The 16654-nt window shown below is 65.8% G+C and carries 15 protein-coding genes; 6 read left to right on the plus strand and 9 right to left on the minus strand.

The annotated features are described in order from the left end of the window. Positions 1-77: 77 nt before the first annotated feature. From EGY25_RS08655 to EGY25_RS08675, 5 genes are all read left to right on the plus strand, one after another. On the plus strand, positions 78-389 hold the full coding sequence (locus EGY25_RS08655) for a hypothetical protein (RefSeq protein ID WP_135194597.1): 312 nt from the start codon (positions 78-80) through the stop codon (positions 387-389). Positions 390-472: 83 nt separating this feature from the next. Then, on the plus strand, positions 473-2305 hold the full coding sequence (gene mnmD, locus EGY25_RS08660; RefSeq protein WP_135194598.1) for a tRNA (5-methylaminomethyl-2-thiouridine)(34)-methyltransferase MnmD: 1833 nt from the start codon (positions 473-475) through the stop codon (positions 2303-2305). Between the two features lie 27 nt (positions 2306-2332). Further along, positions 2333-2716, plus strand: a complete 384-nt coding sequence (locus EGY25_RS08665; protein WP_135194599.1) for a DUF6491 family protein — start codon at positions 2333-2335, stop codon at positions 2714-2716. 87 nt (positions 2717-2803) lie between these two features. Further along, the gene (locus tag EGY25_RS08670; RefSeq protein WP_135194600.1) at positions 2804-3244 is read left to right on the plus strand and encodes a hypothetical protein; all 441 of its coding nucleotides are present in this window, start codon (positions 2804-2806) and stop codon (positions 3242-3244) included. Positions 3245-3457: 213 nt separating this feature from the next. Continuing rightward, positions 3458-4849 (plus strand): hypothetical protein, encoded by a 1392-nt coding sequence (locus EGY25_RS08675; protein WP_135194601.1) that lies wholly within the window; start codon positions 3458-3460, stop codon positions 4847-4849. A gap of 162 nt (positions 4850-5011) precedes the next feature. Here the strand turns inward: EGY25_RS08675 and gyrB are convergent, their stop codons facing one another. The 9 genes from gyrB to rpsT form a co-directional block, all read right to left on the minus strand. Then, on the minus strand, positions 5012-7438 hold the full coding sequence (gyrB, locus tag EGY25_RS08680) for a DNA topoisomerase (ATP-hydrolyzing) subunit B (RefSeq protein ID WP_135194602.1): 2427 nt from the start codon (positions 7436-7438) through the stop codon (positions 5012-5014). A gap of 170 nt (positions 7439-7608) precedes the next feature. Continuing rightward, positions 7609-7941: a type II toxin-antitoxin system RelE/ParE family toxin gene (locus EGY25_RS08685; RefSeq protein ID WP_135194603.1), complete on the minus strand. Its 333-nt coding sequence runs from the start codon at positions 7939-7941 to the stop codon at positions 7609-7611. Next, positions 7938-8174 (minus strand): ribbon-helix-helix domain-containing protein, encoded by a 237-nt coding sequence (locus tag EGY25_RS08690; protein WP_245159401.1) that lies wholly within the window; start codon positions 8172-8174, stop codon positions 7938-7940. Before EGY25_RS08690 ends, EGY25_RS08685 begins: the two co-directional genes overlap by 4 nt. Before the next feature lie 45 nt (positions 8175-8219). Beyond that, positions 8220-9353 (minus strand): DNA replication/repair protein RecF, encoded by a 1134-nt coding sequence (recF, locus tag EGY25_RS08695; RefSeq protein WP_135194605.1) that lies wholly within the window; start codon positions 9351-9353, stop codon positions 8220-8222. Positions 9354-9371: 18 nt separating this feature from the next. Then, a complete protein-coding gene (locus tag EGY25_RS08700) occupies positions 9372-9710 on the minus strand; it encodes a hypothetical protein (RefSeq protein ID WP_135194606.1) in 339 nt (112 codons plus the stop codon). Next, positions 9700-10191 (minus strand): Panacea domain-containing protein, encoded by a 492-nt coding sequence (locus tag EGY25_RS08705; RefSeq protein ID WP_167762518.1) that lies wholly within the window; start codon positions 10189-10191, stop codon positions 9700-9702. The genes EGY25_RS08700 and EGY25_RS08705 overlap by 11 nt, the downstream gene beginning before the upstream one ends. A gap of 93 nt (positions 10192-10284) precedes the next feature. Next, positions 10285-11403 carry a DNA polymerase III subunit beta gene (dnaN, locus tag EGY25_RS08710; protein WP_135194608.1) on the minus strand — a complete coding sequence of 373 codons (1119 nt, stop codon included), beginning with the start codon at positions 11401-11403 and terminating at the stop codon, positions 10285-10287. A 194-nt stretch (positions 11404-11597) separates the two neighbouring features. Continuing rightward, positions 11598-13040 (minus strand): chromosomal replication initiator protein DnaA, encoded by a 1443-nt coding sequence (dnaA, locus tag EGY25_RS08715; RefSeq protein WP_245159402.1) that lies wholly within the window; start codon positions 13038-13040, stop codon positions 11598-11600. A 499-nt stretch (positions 13041-13539) separates the two neighbouring features. Further along, positions 13540-13809, minus strand: a complete 270-nt coding sequence (rpsT, locus tag EGY25_RS08720; RefSeq protein WP_135194610.1) for a 30S ribosomal protein S20 — start codon at positions 13807-13809, stop codon at positions 13540-13542. 218 nt (positions 13810-14027) lie between these two features. Between rpsT and EGY25_RS08725 the strand changes: the two genes are divergently transcribed. Next, positions 14028-16592, plus strand: a complete 2565-nt coding sequence (locus EGY25_RS08725) for a hybrid sensor histidine kinase/response regulator (protein ID WP_245159403.1) — start codon at positions 14028-14030, stop codon at positions 16590-16592. Positions 16593-16654 lie beyond the last annotated feature (62 nt).

Below are 16654 nucleotides of genomic sequence, written 5' to 3' on the forward strand. Positions count from 1 at the left end.
TTGCCCTCGCGCACACGGCGGCCCTATCGTTGCGGTGCAGGGCGCGTGCCCTCGCGCAAGCCTTCGGAGAAGTCCTCATGCGTATCACAGCCCTCGTCGCCGCATCGGCTGCGGTCCTGGTCCTGGCCGCTTGCAGCAAGGCGCCTGAAGAAAAGGCCGAAGCCCCCGCGACCGATGCGGTCGAGGCCGCCGGCAGCGCCGAGGAAGCGGCCCTGACGGTCGATCAGGCCGCCAAGGACGCCGAGGCCGCCGCCAACCAGGCCATCCAGAACGACACCGCCGCCACCACGGCCCCGGCTGCAACGACGATGCAGGGCGCGGACTCCTCCGCTGCTGCCCCGTCCCCCGCAGCCCCGGCCGAACCGCCCCACGCGCCCGCCGCCCACTAAAGAACGGTCGCAAGCCATCGATCAGGCCGCCTCGAACGAGGCGGCCTTTTTCGTCTGTGCGACGAAGGTGCTAGAGCCGCGCCATGATCTCCGATGACGACGCCTCGCCGCACCTGACCTGGACCGAAGAGGGCGAGCCGCGCTCGGGCCGGTTCGGCGATGTCTATTTCTCGCGCGACGACGGACTGGCGGAAACGCGGGCGGTGTTCCTGGACGGATGCGGCCTGCCCGACGCCTGGGCCGGGCGGGACTGTTTCACCGTGGCGGAGCTGGGGTTCGGCACGGGGCTGAACATCGCCGCCTTGCTGGACCTGTGGAGGCGGACGCGGCCCGAGGGCGGGCGGCTGCATATCTTTTCTATTGAGGGTTACCCGCTGACGGCGAACGAGGCGGCGCGGGCGCTGGGCGCCTGGCCCGAGTTGTCTGAGGCGACGCAGGCGCTGATCGACAACTGGCCGTCCGCGACGCCGGGCTTTCACCGCGTGGATTTGCCGGGCTTCGACGCCCTGCTGGACCTGGCGGTCGGGGACGCGGCCTGGGCGCTGGAGCAGTGGTCGGGGGCGGCGGACGCCTGGTTCCTGGACGGCTTCTCTCCGGCGCTGAACCCCGGGATGTGGTCGCCGCAGGTGATGACCCTGATCGCCGCGCGGTCGGCGCCCGGCGCGCGCCTGGCCACCTTCACCGTCGCCGGCGCCGTGCGGCGTGGCCTGGCCGAGCAGGGTTTCGTGGTCGAGAAACGCCCCGGTCATGGCCGCAAGCGCGAGCGGCTGGAGGCGCGTCTGCCCTCGACATTTGCGCCCAAGCCGCTTCCCAGCATCGCCGTGATCGGCGCCGGCGTGGCGGGGGCGTCGGTGGTGCGCGCCCTGAGAGATCAGGGCGTCAGGGCCGTGGTGTTCGAGGCCGAACGGCCGGGCGCGGGCGGATCGGGCTTTCCTGCGGCCCTGGTCACGCCGCGTCTGGATGCAGGCGATGCGGGCATCGCGGCCCTGCATGCCCAGGCGCTGGAGCGGGCGGTGCATCTCTATGCCGTGACGCCGGACGCGGTGACGGGCCAGGGGGTGCTGCAACTGCCCCAGGCGCCGCGCGATGCGGCCCGGTTCGACAAGATCGCGCGCCAGCCGATCTGGGCCGAGGGCGCGATGGCCGTGCTGGATGAAGACGCGGCCGCGACCCTGGCCGGCGAGGCGACGGGGCAGGGCGGTCTGTCGATGCAAGGCGCCTGTGCGGTGCGCCCCGCAGCCGTGCTGTCGGACTGGCTGGGCGATTCGGACATGCGCTCGGAGCGCGTGACGAGGCTGGCGCGGACCGGGGGCCGCTGGCGTCTGATCGGCGAAACGGACGCAATGCTGGCCGAGGTCGATGCGGTCGTGGTCGCCGCCGGCTGGGGATCGGCCGTCCTGCTGGAGGGGCATGATCCGACGCCGCGCCTGTCGCCGGTACGGGGACAGGCGGATTGGGTGGAGGGCGACGTGGGCGTCCATCCCATGGCCTGGGGCGGCTATGCGGTTCCGACCGGCCAGGGCGCCCTCTATGGCGCGACCCATGACCGGGGCGATACCGACACGGCGCCGCGCGCAGAAGATAGCGAGAGAAACCTGGCGACCTTGCGGGCGCGCCTGCCGGGTTTGGCCACGAAGATCGAGGCGGCGGGACAGGCGCAGAGCCGTGCGGCGGTTCGCGCCACCACGCCCGACCGTCTGCCCCTGGCGGGGGGGCTGGACGACGGTCTCTATCTGCTGGGCGGGCTTGGCTCGCGGGGCTTTTGCGTCGCGGCAGTGCTCGCGGAGCATGTCGCCGCCCTGATCCTGAACCGACCATCGCCCCTGCCGCGAGATCTGGCGGCGCGCGTTTCGCCGCACCGGGCGGCCGTCGTCGGCAATCCCCTTGCGCCCCCGTCGCCGGCGAGCGCAGGATAAGCTGGGGGGCTGTTTCGGGAGCCAAGCATGCATCGTCTCATTCTGTCCTCGGCCGCCGTCATGGCGCTGTCGGCCTGTGCGCCATCGCCCGGCGCGACGACGGCCAGCCGCGTCGACGCCACCCAGTGTTTCCGGCCCAGCCTGGTGCGCAACTTCACCGCCCCCAACGACCAGACCCTATATGTGCGCACGTCCGGTTCGGACGTGTTTCAGATCGACAGCACCTTCTGCCGCGACATGACCCGCGCCCTGTCGGTCGCGCTGGAGCCGCTCTCTGGATCGAACCTGTGCGTCGGCGATCAGGCGACCCTGCGCAGCCCGGCGACCGGGCCTCAGCCGTGCCGCGTCCGCATCGCCAGGAAGTTGACGGCCGAGGAGATCGCGGCCCTGCCGTCGCGGGATCGTCCCTGATCGGAAAAGCTTTGCAGGACCGTTCGGGAGATTGAATTCTTCCGCACACGGGTATGAAATGATCGTCTTGCCTGGGGAGGGAAGAGAATGATCAGAACAATCGGTCTTGCAGCGATGATGGCGGCAGCCGCCCTGGCGTCGCCCGTGGCGGCGGAAAGCTGGGCCGCGTTTTCGCGCAGCGACGCCGTCGTCTATCTCGTCGATCTGGACGGCCTGACGCCGGTGGACGGCGTGGCGACGACGCGGATGGCGCGGGTGCCGGCGCGCGGCGACGCCGCCAATCTGAGCCATGAGACCGAAGAGGTCATGGTGCGGTGTTCGGACGGCCAGTCGCGCTCTGGCGCGACCGTGACCTATGGGGCTGACGGCGCCGAAACCGACCGCTATTCCGAGGACACGCCGTGGGAGGCGACGCCCATCGGCGGCATCTACGGCGGCATCAAGTCCTTCGCCTGCGAAGACATGCGGCCTCAGACCACGGCGTTTCCGACCGTTGCGGCCTTCATCGCGGGCGGACGCGGCCAGTAGGCCGCGTCTGGACTGAGTCAGCAGACTTGAGACTGCATCAGCTATTCGGGCTCAGTTTTTTGAAGCAGGGCATCACGTTGGCCTTCGCCGCTGCACTGATTCAACTAGCTTACGACCCTGAGAGGGGATCGATGCTCAACTCCCTTTGTCAGAACCACAGGGTCCCAAACGGCTATCTTGGTGTGGTCCTCATCACTAGATAATTATCAGCCGATGTCTCAGCCCGCCCCGCCGTTTCCTATCCCCGATCAGTCGCAGATCGGGCTGGAGGCTTTCGGCTTTGATCTGAACAATCGCGAGATCGCCACACTAATCTACATCGCTCTGACCATCTTGGCGCTGCTGCTATGGCCCAAGATTCGCGGCAGCTTAGGCCGGCTTGTGAAGGCAGCATTTCATCCCAAGCTCACCGCGATCAATCTGGTGATGTCCCTATATGTCACTCTCTGCACAGCGTTGCTGGCTCTTGTGGGTGCCTGGGAATGGTCAAACCTCAAGACGACGCTCTTGTGGTGGATAACCGCTGGCTTCGGGGCGGTTTTCAGCGCGAGTCAGATCAAGGAACCAAAGCAGGCGATCCGCCGACAGCTGAGAGACGTTCTTACCTGGACCGCCGTGATCACCTTCGTCGCGGAGGTCCACAGCTTACCCTTGATTTGGGAGCTTGGGCTGCTGCCCTGCATCGTCTTGGTCAGTCTGATGCTCGGAATGGCGCAGGTTGGAAAAGAACACGCCATCCTGGTCGGTCCGCTAACATGGGTGTTGTCTTTCATCGGTTTCGGCTTTCTCGCCTTCAGTGTCGGCGGGATCATTCAGGATCCAATAGACTTTCTCGCCTGGCATCAGTTGCGAGAGTTCGCAGGCCCGCTGCTGCTCTCGCTGATGTTCATTCCCTTCATCGTCGGGTTGGCGGCGGTGATGATCTACGAGACCCAGTTCACCTCCCTCAGTTTCAGAGTCCAGGACGAGGCGTTGTTGCGATATGCACGGTGCCGCGCGCTCTTGGTGTTTGGGCTGGACACGGACGGTGCCCAACGGTTGACCCGTGCGATCCGCATGATGGACTCGCCTGATCGCGCCGCCGTCGATGCGGAGATCGCCACCATCAAGCGGTTGAAAAGGGTTGAAGCTGATCCGCCGGATGTCGATCCTGCCGCCGGATGGTCTCCTTATCGGGCGGGCCGCTTTCTCGAAAGCTATGGTCTGGCGACGCAGGACTATCATCGCTCTTTCAATGACTGGTGGAGCGAGGCCCCTTCCGTGAAGCTCACGGACCGCGCCTTCGCCGACCGGGTGTCATATTATGTGAGCGGGACCGAACATGCCGCCACCCGGCTCAGGCTCGTGGTGGAGGCGTCATACCAAAACGACACCGAGGCAGCGGACGAAGCGTTCAGGGTCAGGGCGCAATCGCTGCTTGCGGCTGTCCAAGCTACAAGCGCCACATTGCCGTCGCATCTGCTAGAAGATGGGCAGGAGTGCACAGTTGTCAGCAGACTGAACATCACGGTCTCCAAGACCATCTGGGGCGTTGAGCGCCTCGGTGGCTACCAGAGAAGCTTGGTCGTCCTCCATCCCGCGCACGTGATGACCCTCTCGGATTGAGCAGCCAAGAGCGCGTAGCGCAGGTCGATGTCACTCGCTTATGGCATCGCGTTTCGGTCCGATCGCACGGCGCTATGCAGGCCCGATAGCTGTGGCTTCAGTCTCATTTGTTGTGGCCCGAGTCTCAGCTCTAGTGACCCGGTCCACGCGTCCCTCTCGCCGTCAGACATCGACGGCGGCGTCCAGGGCGTTTTCCTGGATGAACTCGCGGCGCGGTTCGACCACGTCGCCCATCAGTTTGGCGAACAGGTCGTTGGCGTCTTCCTCGTGCTCGACCGAGACCTGCAGCAGGGTGCGGGCGTTGACGTCCAGCGTCGTCTCCCACAGCTGCTCGGGGTTCATCTCGCCCAGACCCTTATAGCGCTGGATCGACAGGCCCTTCTTGCCGGCGTCCAGCACCGCGTTCAGCAGGTCCAGCGGCCCGCGAATGGTCGTGGACTTGTCCTTGCGGCGATAGGTGGCGGGGGCGACGAAGACGCCGTCGAAAGCCCCTGCGCGTTCGGCTAAACGACGGGCGTCCAGCGAACGGATCAGGGTCTCTTCCAGGACGATGGTTTCCTGCACCGCGCGACGGGTGCGGGTGAAGACCACGGCGCCCTGTTCGCCGGGCGCGCCGGTCCAGTCGCCGTCGCCCTCTTCGGCATAGAGGTTCAGGCGCACGGCGGCGGCGGCCGATGCGGTCGCCATGTCCGAGGTTTCGGCGAACAGGCCGGCCAGGGCCGCCTGTTCGATGGCGAAGGCCGGGGCGCGCTGGCTGAGGCGATCGACGCCGGCGCTGAAGCTTTTGGCCTCGCGCACCAGGGATTGTAGGTCCAGACCCAGGCGGCGTTCGCCGGTCGACAGGTCCAGCTCGGCCTCGGACGAGCCTTCCTCGATCAGGTAGGAGTCCATCTCGGACTGATCCTTGAGGTAGCGGGACTGCTTGCCCTTGGCGACCTTGTAGAGCGGCGGCTGGGCGATATAGACGTGGCCGCGCGTGATCAGCTCGGGCATCTGACGATAGAAGAAGGTCAGCAGCAGGGTGCGGATGTGGGCGCCGTCGACGTCGGCGTCGGCCATCAGGATGATCTTGTGATAGCGCAGCTTGTCGGCATTGAAGTCGTCGCGGCCGATGCCGGTGCCCAGGGCCAGGATCAGCGTCCCGATCAGTTCCGACGACAGCATCCGGTCGAAGCGGGCGCGCTCGACGTTCAGGATCTTGCCGCGCAGGGGCAGGACGGCCTGGTTCTCGCGGTTGCGCGCCTGTTTGGCCGAACCGCCGGCGCTGTCGCCCTCGACGATGAACAGTTCGGACTTGGCGGGATCGCGTTCCTGGCAGTCGGCCAGCTTGCCCGGCAGGCTGCTGATCTCCAGCGCCGACTTGCGGCGGGTCAGGTCGCGGGCCTTGCGGGCGGCCTCACGGGCGGAGGCGGCCTCAATGATCTTGGCGACCACCTGTTTGGCCTCGACCGGGTGTTCCTCGAACCATTGCGACAGCCCCTCGGAGCACAGGCCCTCGACGGCAGGGCGCACCTCGGACGAGACCAGCTTGTCCTTGGTCTGCGACGAGAATTTCGGATCCGGCACCTTGACCGACAGGACGCAGGTCAGGCCCTCGCGGGCGTCTTCGCCGGTGACGGAAACCTTCTCCTTCTTGCCGGCGCCCGAGCTCTCGATATAGCCGCCCATGATGCGGGTCAGGCTGGCGCGGAAGGCCGACAGGTGGGTGCCGCCATCCCGCTGGGGGATGTTGTTGGTGAAGCACAGCATGGTCTCGTGGTAGCTGTCGTTCCACCACAGGGCGAGATCGATCTCGATCCCTTCCTTCTTGCCGCGAATGACGATGACGTCCTTCAGGATCGGCGTCTTGGACTTGTCGAGGTGGCGCACGAAGGCCTCCACGCCGCCCTCATAGTGCAGGATCATCTCGACCGGCTCGGCGTGGCGCTGATCGGCCAGCTTGATGACCACGCCCGAGTTCAGGAAGGCCAGCTCGCGCAGCCGGTGTTCCAGCGTCTTCAGGTCGAAGTCGATGTGGCTGAAGGTCGTGACCGAGGGGAAGAAGGTGACCTCGGTGCCGCTCAGCGGCTTGCCGGTGTCCTCGCGGATCGGGGCGTCGCCGGTGATCTCCAGCGACTTGACCGTGTCGCCGCGCTCGAACCGCATCTGGTGCGCCTTGCCGTCGCGATAGATCTTCAACTCCAGCCAGTCGGACAGGGCGTTGACCACGGACACGCCCACGCCGTGCAGACCGCCCGAGACCTTGTAGGAGTTCTGGTCGAACTTACCGCCCGCGTGCAACTGGGTCATGATGACCTCGGCCGCCGAGACGCCTTCGCCCTCGTGGATGCCGGTGGGAATGCCGCGGCCGTTGTCGGTGACGGTGACCGAGCCGTCGGCGTTCAGGATGACCTGAACCAGGTCCGCGTGGCCGGCCAGGGCCTCGTCGATGGCGTTGTCCACCACCTCATAGACCATGTGGTGCAGGCCCGAGCCGTCGTCGGTGTCGCCGATATACATGCCGGGACGCTTGCGCACCGCGTCCAGGCCTTTGAGAACCTTGATGGAATCGGCGCCGTATTCGGGCATGTCGGCAATCGGATCGGTCATGAAGTCATTGGCTCTGAAGTCCCGACCGGGACGGGGAGGGAGCGCCGCGTGGAGCACTCGAATCGACGGCGGAGTCGCACCGCGCCGAAGCCCGCAACATATAGGAAATTTGACGGGAATTGCGAGCGAAACGGCGGCTCAGCGCCGTGTTTGCGACCGATGAATTCCAGTCAGTTCGGAAACGCCGTGTCGGCGAAAGCCTGTGCCAAATCGCGGCGTGTGTGGAGAATGCGCCATACCACGACCTCATGCCCCACGGGGGCGTAGCAGATCAGGTAGGGGAAGCCTCGCAACGTCCATGTCCGAAGGTCCGGGATGCCCAAGGCGCCGCCGACAATCGGTGATCCGGCCTCAGGCGCTGCGGCCAGAACGACATAGGCCGCGTCCAGGGCGTGGACAAAGCGCACTGCCGTATCGAAGCTCGCCTCCTGGACGTAATGGTCGACGATGATGTCGAAGTCGCGATCAGCGCTGCTCAGCGACCGGATCGCGTATGATCTCACCCTTGGCCACGCCGAGCGGTTTCGATGCGATCCAGACGACGTTTGAAATAGTCAGCATCGACCGTTTCACCGGGACCGGAGTCTCGACCTTCGATCAGCATGTCGCGGATGCGCTTCTTATCCTGCTCCTGACGCACCAGAGCCAGTACGTAGTCGCTGTCGGCGGTCAGGCCCTGATCGGCGACCTGAGCGTCGATGAAAGCCTTCAAGGAATCCGACAGGGAGAGGGTCATCGTCGCCATATCCCGAAGATAACGGAACGGCGAACCGTCGGCAATCTAGTCGGTTTCCAGCGCGCCGCCGGCGACGCGGACGAACTGGGCGCGGCCTTCCAGACCGGCGAACAGGTCGCGTTCGGTGCCGGTCATGAAGGCCTGGAGGTTCAGCGCGACGATCTCGTCGAACAGGGCCGCGCGGCGGCGTTCGTCGAGGTGGGCGGGGGCCTCGTCCAGCAGCAGGACGGGGCGGGCGGCCCCGGCGACGGCCTGATCTGACAGGCGGGTGATCTGGGCTAGGATCAGGTTGAGGACCAAGGCCTTCTGCTCGCCCGACGACCCCTCGGCGGCGGGGCGCTGCTTCTCGCGGTGCAGCGCGGTCAGGTCGGTGCGGTGCGGGCCGAACAGGGAGCGGCCGGCGGCGCCGTCACGGGCGCGGGCGCGGGCCAGCCCTTCGCGGATCGCGGCGGCGATCTCGTCTTCTTCGGCCCCGGCCTCGGCCATCTGTTCGGCGGGACCGTCCAGCCCCAGGTCGGCCTGGGGGAAGGGACGGTCGCGGCGGGCGTCGATGGCGGCCTGGAGCGCGTGCAGGGCGGCGACGCGGGCGATGGCGGCGCGGGCGCCTGACTCGCCCAGGCGCAGCTCCAGCGCGTCCAGCCAGACCGGGTCGGCTTCGCGTCCGTCGGCCGCATCGTTCAGCAGGCGCAGCCGTTCGCGCAGGGCCTTTTCATAGATCGAGACGCTGGCGGCGTGATCGGGATCGGCGGCGAAGACCAGCCGGTCGAAGAATTTCAGCCGCTCGGCCCGCGCATCCGAGAACAGCCGATCCTGCTCGGGCGTGGCCCAGACGGGGCGCAGATAATCGAGCAATCGGCCCGGCTGGGCCGTTTCGCCGTCGATGCGGACGATGCGCCGCGCAGCCCCCGCCGCCTGCACGCCCGTGCCCAGCCGCGTCTCGTCGTCCAGTTCGACCATGACGGCCCAGGCGCGGCCGGTCGCCTCGCCGGGCTCGCGACGACCCATCTCGGCGGCGGTGGCCCCGCGCAACCCCTTGCCGGGGGTCAGCAGGCTGATCGCCTCCAGCAGATTGGTCTTGCCCGCCCCGTTCGGCCCATGCAGCACCACGGGGCCGGAGGTCATCTCCAGCCGCGCGCCCGCATAGGAGCGGAAGTCGGTGAGGGTGAGGGATTGGATCAAAGAGCTAACGTGAAAACGCTATTTGCGCCGCCGCTCAGACCCACCACGAGGAAACAGGAAATTTCCCACCAGCAATCCGAATCCAAAAACAGATGCGGTTGTCGTGGTTATCACCGCAATGAATTCGGGTGTTTCCAACCCCATTCCAAGAGGCTTGAGCGAGAATTGCGCTAAAGTCAGGACTATAAGGAAGCCAACCCACGCCTGCATTATGCCATAGGAAATTTCTGAAAACCGGTCACGGTGCTCAAGAATTTGAGTGTGCTCACGCCCCTCAAGTTCGCTTGCCGCCTTCTCGGCCAAGCGTTCGCTATCACCTGTGAGGGCGACGTTCCCGCTTTCGACCTTAAGCGCCAATTCGCTCCACCTTCTTGGCGTAGACTTGCTGGATCAGGGAGAATGGGATTTGGCGTTTATCAGCTTGGCCAATTTTTTTGACTAGTATGCCCCATGGTTCATTGGGCGCATGCGTGGCCTCGACGAGCCATGCATCAGATTTGGCCTTATATTCGTCCCAGACCGGACGGAGCTCTTCGGCCAAACCAGTTGGAATTTCTGGCTCCTTAAAGTCCAGCGTTTCCCAGTCCAGCTCTGTCGCCTTGTGCGTAATAGGGGTGGAGCCGCAGTCCTTAAATTCGAGGTAGACCTCTCGAACCACGGGGCCAAATTGCCAAGCCTCTACGTCCTCAGAGAAAAGCTCTTCGCCCTTATTTCCCGCGTACCAAGCGTAACAAAAGTACAGAATTTTCTGAAGCTTAAGTTGACGTATCGGAATGCCTTCTTCTTTGGCCCGATCCAAAATGTAGTTGGCCACCGCAAGGGCGGTTGTCTTAGCCATGACGCCCTCCATTTCCGCTCTGGCTAACCCAGAGGTCCGTTCCACATATGTTCACTGTAGCACGGTTCAAAGGCTGAAGGAATCCGTTGCGTCTCACACCCGCAGCGGCATCAGCACATACTGAACGCCCGGATCGGCCGGGTCGAGGACCAGGGTGGGCGAAGCCGGGTCGGCGAAGCGGAAGGCGGCGTTTTCGCCTGTGATCTGGCCGGCGACGTCCAGCAGGTAGCGGGCGTTGAAGCCGATCTCGAACGGCTCGTCGGAATAGCCGATCTCGACCTCTTCCTCGGCCTGGCCGGCTTCCATGTTGCGCACCGTCAGCTTCACCCGGTCGTTGTCGAAGGCCAGTTTCACCGAACGGCTCTTCTCGGCCGAGATGGTGGCGACGCGGTCGACGGCCTTGGCGAACAGGGCGTTGTCGATGTCGGCCTGTTTGTCGTTGCCCTTGGGAATGACGCGCAGATAGTCGGGGAAGGCGCCGTCGATGACCTTGGAGGTCAGGGACGCCTCGCCCATAGAGAAGCGGATCTTCTGGGCCGAGACGGTGACCTCGACCGGGCCGCCGGCGTCGTCCAGCAGGCGGCGGACCTGATCGATGGTCTTGCGCGGCACGATCACGCCGGGGCCGCCGGCCGCGCCCTCGGGCGCAGGCGTCTCGGCCAAGGCCAGGCGGTGGCCGTCGGTGGCGACGGCGCGCAGCAGGGGCACGCCGGCCTCCGACACCGTGTGGAGGTACAGGCCGTTCAGATAGTAGCGGGTTTCCTCGGTCGAGACCGCGAACCGGGTCTTGTCGATCAGGCGCGCCAGGTCTTCCTTGGGCATGACGTAGGAGGCGCCGGCGCTGTCGGTCGACATGACGGGGAAGTCGCCTGCCGGCAGGACCGGCAGGTTGAACCGCGACCGACCGGCCGAGACGACCAGGCGGGGATCGTCGCCCGAATAGAGCAGCGAGACCTCGGCGCCTTCCGGCAGCTTGCGCACGATTTCGTACAGGGTGTGGGCGGGGGCCGTGATCTGGCCCTCGACCTGAACCTGGGCCTCGGCCTCGTCCACCATCTCCATGTCCAGATCGGTGGCGGCGAAGGCCAGCCGGTCGCGGCCTGCGGACAGCAGAACGTTGGACAGGATCGGAATGGTGTTTCGACGTTCGACGACGCTCTGGACGTGGCCCAAGGCCTTGAGGAGCGCGGATCGTTCGATGGTCAGCTGCATGTCGTCTCGCCCGGCGCGGCCGATTCGCAGATGGCCGCGGTTAAGTGACCTTGGACACTAGCGGATTAGGCGCATGCTGCAAGGAAGTGGCGTGTGGTTAGTGGCGAGTGGCGAGTGGATAATGGGGGCAAGTCGGCAATACGGGGAGATTTTCCCTCGCTCGCCACCCGTCACTCGCCACTCGACACTTAAAATCAGCCGCGAAGCTTGCGCGTCAGGGCCTCGACATCGCGGGCGATCTGGTCGTCCTGCGGCATCAGCTCCTCGATCTTGCGCACACCGTGCAGGACCGTGGTGTGATCGCGACCGCCGAAACGACGGCCGATGTCGGGATAGGAGCGGGTCGTGTGCTGCTTGCACAGATACATGGCGATCTGGCGGGGACGGGCGACTGCACGGGTGCGGCGCTCGCTGAGCAGATCGGCCTGTTTCATGTTGAAGTGGTCGGCGACCGTCTTCTGGATCTCGTCCACGGTGATGCGGCGCTCGGGGCCGCCGCGCATGGCGGCGCCCAGCAGGGTCGAGGCCTCGTCCACCGAGACGGAAGACAGGCGCGATCCGGCGGCGGCGGCTAAAGTGTTCACGGCGCCTTCAAGCTCGCGCATCGAGCCGGGGGTGCGATCCACCAGCTGGGCCAGAACTTCGGGATTGGCCTCGCCCTGAACGACGCCCAGCGCCGACAGGGCCTTCAGACGGTTCTGGGCCACGGCGATCTTCAGCTCGCGGTCGCCCGCCTCGACCGGGCAGGTCAGGCCGGCGGCGAGGTGGCTGCGCAGGCGCGGCTCGACCTCGGTCAGGGCCATCGGCGCGCGGTCGGCCGAGAAGACGATGCGTTTGCCGTCCTCGATCAGGGCGGTCAGGGTCGAGAGCAGTTCTTCCTGGGTGCTCGTCTTGCCGCCCACGAACTGGACGTCGTCCAGCAGCAGCATGTCGGCGCTCCGCAAGCTTTCCTTGAAGGCGGCGGTCGAGCGGTCCTGCATCGCCTTGACGAAGGTGGACAGGAAGCGTTCGGCGGTCAGATAGACCACCTTGGCCTCGGGCCGCAGGCGCTGGGCTTCCCAGGCGATGGCGTTCAGCAGGTGGGTCTTGCCGTAGCCGTAGGGGCCGCAGAAGAAGACCGGGTTGAAGTGACCGTCGGCCCAGCTGGCGACCTGTTTGGCGATGGCCAGGGCGAAGGCGTTGCCCTGACCCTCCACGAAGCTGTCGAAGGTCAGGCGGTCCTGCAGGCCGGCGGCGCGCACGGCGCGGGCGCCGTCCGCGCTTATGGGGGTGGCGCTGATCGGGGCGGCGGGCGCGATATGGGGCGTCGAGGCGAAGGCGGCCAGGCGCGGCGCGGCGTCCCCCGCATTGCCTGACAAGACGGCCGAGGCCGGCGGGGCTGAGCCCACCTCGGCGCGGCAGCGCACCTCAAGGCGGCGGTTCAGGCCGTCCAGGCCCAGCCACAGCTCGTTCATGCGGCGCAGGGCGTTCTTGCGCACCCAGTCACGGGCATAGGCGGTGGGGGTGACCAGGATCAGGCCGCCGGCGTTGTCCAGCCGGACCGCCGACGGGGCGATGTAGGACGAGAAGGGGCCGTCGCCGATCTCGGCGCGCAGACGCAGAGAGGCCTCGCTCCAGATGCGGTCCGGGTCCGTCATTCCCGACGTCTTCGTTCCGCCCGCCATCGCCGTTGCGCCCCCAACCATCTTGCCCGCCCAGTTCAAAACCAAATCCGACCTTCCGCGACTTCAGGGCGATGGTTCAGGGACGACTTCTCCTGCGCCGAAAAGCGATGCTTTTCGGACGGGGTCGAACCTCTGGACAGACATCTCCCGCCGACGCGAAACCAAGTCCCGCGCCGTCTTCATCCGTGCTGGGATGGAAGTGCGTTAGAGGCCAAAACTTACGCTGCGAGCCGGGTGGGTCAACGCTGATTCGTTGGTCGATTCGCAGTTAAATTGTTTGACTCCGTCAAACCCTGATCCTGCTTGGAATTTCCGGCGAACTGTCGCTCGACGAGCGACGATTTCAAAAATGCACCTTAGCGACACAACGCAAAACGCCGAAGGAGCATGCGCTCCTTCGGCGTTGATATTGCTGTATAATCCCACAACGAAACAGCGACAGCTGCTCCGTCTGCGTCGGATTAAATTTGGCTCAGGCGGCCGACAGCTTCTTCAGCTGGGCGGCCAAGCGCGACACCTTGCGCGAGCCGGTGTTCTTGTGAACGACGCCCTTGGAGACTGCGCGCATCAGCTCGGATTGAGCTTCGACGAAAGCGGTCTTGGCGACGGCGGCGTCGCCGCCGGCCAGAGCTTCCTGGAACTTGCGCAGATAGGTGCGGACGCGCGAACGGCGCGCCTTGTTCACTTCGGTACGCGCTTCGATCTTGCGGATCGCCTTGCGGGCGCCGGGGTTGTTGGCCATGTCAAACCTTCGAACGGAAAACGCCGCGGAGCACACGTCCACGGCGCGGAAATCTCAAGAGGGCGGGCCTATAGCCGAAAGCCCGGGGGCGGTCAACGCGGAGTCTCAGTCAGATCGACTCTCGATCCTGGACGACGCCGCTGCGGGCCGTGTCGGCGCTAGTTGATAAACCTTATTCAACGAACGGTGTGGCAGGGTCTGGACGAACCGGAACCCGCATGCCCAGATTCTCAGTTTCGCTTATTGCCGCCCTCGTTCTGACAGGGCTGTTTGTCCCCGTCTCGCTGGCCCAAAGCCAGGCCTCCGTGTCGGCCCGCACGCCGTTGGCTTTGGCGCAGGCGGTGGAACGTCGTGCGGGTGCGACGGATTTCGCGGCGCTGGAATCCTTTGGCCGTGAGGCCATGGAACGGCGCGACCGCGAGGGGCTGAACCGACTTTATCATGTGGCCTGGATTTTGTTGAACCAGGGCGAGTTTGATCGCGCCAAAGCCTGGAACGACCGGCTGGCGCAGGCCGCTCGTCGGCAGGGCGACAAGCGATATATGCAGATCGCTCATCTCAACGCCCTGACGCTGCGCTACGATCAGGGCGACACGGCCGCCGCCGAGGAGATGCGATACATCTCCCAGACCGAACAGGACTGGTTCGCCCGCACCCACGCCATACGCATCTGGGCCCTCGCCTTGATGGACCAGGACAAGATCGGCGAGGGACTGAGCCTGCTGACCAATGCGGACGCCCTGATCCCCGACAACGCCCCCTATGCGAACGCGGCGCGGGCGGGACTGTGGGAGATGACCGGCATCGGCCTGCTGAAGCTGAACGACATCACGGGCGCTACCGCCGCCTTCGGCCGGTTCGAGATCGACTTCGCCAATCCGGCCTATCCGCGGCCGGATTTCGACGCCGTCTACAATCTGGCCAGGCTTTCGAGCCAGATCGGCGACGCCGTCCAGGCGCAGCGCCTGTATCTGATCCACCACCGTCTGACGCAGCGCGCGCGGTTGCCCAGTCTTTCGGTCTATGACGCCAATCTGTGCGCCATCGTCGCCGAGGCCCGACAGGCGCCAGGGGATGTGCTGCAGTGCCTGGCCCCTTATGGCGAGGACCTGGGCGAAGCCGCCTTCCTCGCCGCTCATCTGCTGCCCGCACGGGCGATCGCCCGTGCGCAGACGGGACAAATCGCCGAAGCGCGCCGCGACCTTGAGCAGATGCGACGGCGTCAGGACGAAGGCGCCCGGCGTGACGAGGAGGCTTCGGAGCTGCCGCATGTGGAGGCGGAAATCTTGTTCGCCGAAGGACGCCCGGCCGAGGCCTATGAAAGGCTGCGAGAGCATGCCCGACTAGACAAGATCGCGGACGCCAGCCGCTTCAGCGCGGGTATTCGCCAGGTCACCGGCGACATGCAGCAGCAGCTGACCCGCCGCCGCGAACAGCTGGAAACCGCGCGCGCCAACACCCAGCTGCAGGGCGACATCATCGACACGCAGAGATGGCTGATGGGGATCGCCGCCGTCTTTGGCCTGGTATCGGTCTTCGGCCTTGTGTGGCTTTGGCGTCAGTCGCGGAAGCTGCGGATCGCGCAACGACGCGCGGAGGAGGCGAGCCGGTCGAAATCTGAATTCCTCGCCAATATGAGCCATGAAATCCGCACGCCGCTGAATGGGGTTGTGGCCATGGCCGACGCCCTGTCCCGCGCAGGCCTCGATCCCCGCGAGCGAGAGATGGCCGAGGTGATCCACGCTTCGGGCGTCACCCTGGAACGTTTGCTGTCCGACATTCTGGACACGGCCAAGATCGAGGCGGGCCAGATTTCGCTGGAGCGCGCCACCTTCGATCTCGGCGACACGGTGCGCGGCGTGGCGGCCCTCTACCGTCCTCGCGCCGAGGAAAAGGGCGTGGATCTGCGCCTGGAGGTCGAGCCGGCGCTGGACGTCGCCGTCGAGGGGGATGTGGTGCGGGTGCGCCAGGTCCTCTCCAATCTCATTTCCAATGCGATGAAATTCACCGAACGGGGAGAGGTGTCGATCGGCGTGACGTCCGTCGGCGAGGGGCGGGTGAGATTTTCCGTGACGGACACCGGCTGCGGCTTCGACGCCGAACAGAAGAGCCGCATCTTCTCGCGCTTCCAGCAGGCGGACGGATCGATCACGCGCCGTTTCGGCGGCACGGGTCTGGGGCTGACGATCTCGCGCGATCTGGTCGAGCTGATGGGCGGTCAGTTGGAGTGCGACGGCGAACCGGGCGTCGGCGCCCGGTTCTGGTTCGAGATCCCGCTCGCGCCCGCCGCCGCGACGCCGATGCCGGCGCGGGTCGAGCCGGCGGCGGAGATGGTCTTCCCCGCGCGCATCCTTCTGGCCGACGACCATCCGGCGAACCGCAAGGTCATGGAGATCATGCTCGGCGGCCTGCCGACCGAACTGGTCCTGGTCGAGGACGGGCAGCAGGCGGTGGAGGCCTTCCGCAACGGCGGCTTCGACCTGGTGCTGATGGATATGCAGATGCCTGTCATGGACGGGCTAAGCGCCACCCGAGCCATCCGCAGCCTGGAGAAGGAACAAGGCCGGGCGCGCACGCCCTTGGTCATGCTGACGGCCAACGCCTTGCCCGAACATATCGAAGCGGGCCGCGCGGCGGGGGCGGACGGTCATCTTTCCAAGCCGATTACGATGCAGACCTTGATCGCCGCCGTGGCCGCAGCCGTGGAAAAGGTGAGCGGGCCTGAGCCGAAGGCGCCGACTGGCGAGTTGAGCAATCCGCTCACGCCTTTGCAGATGGACTAGGTGTTCAGGCGCGAAGTCATCGTGCCTGACGCCGTTCTCGATTGAGGAAGTCGCACGCCAAG

The sequence above is a fragment of the Brevundimonas intermedia genome (assembly GCF_004614235.1).
Classification (GTDB): Bacteria; Pseudomonadota; Alphaproteobacteria; order Caulobacterales; family Caulobacteraceae; genus Brevundimonas; species Brevundimonas intermedia_A.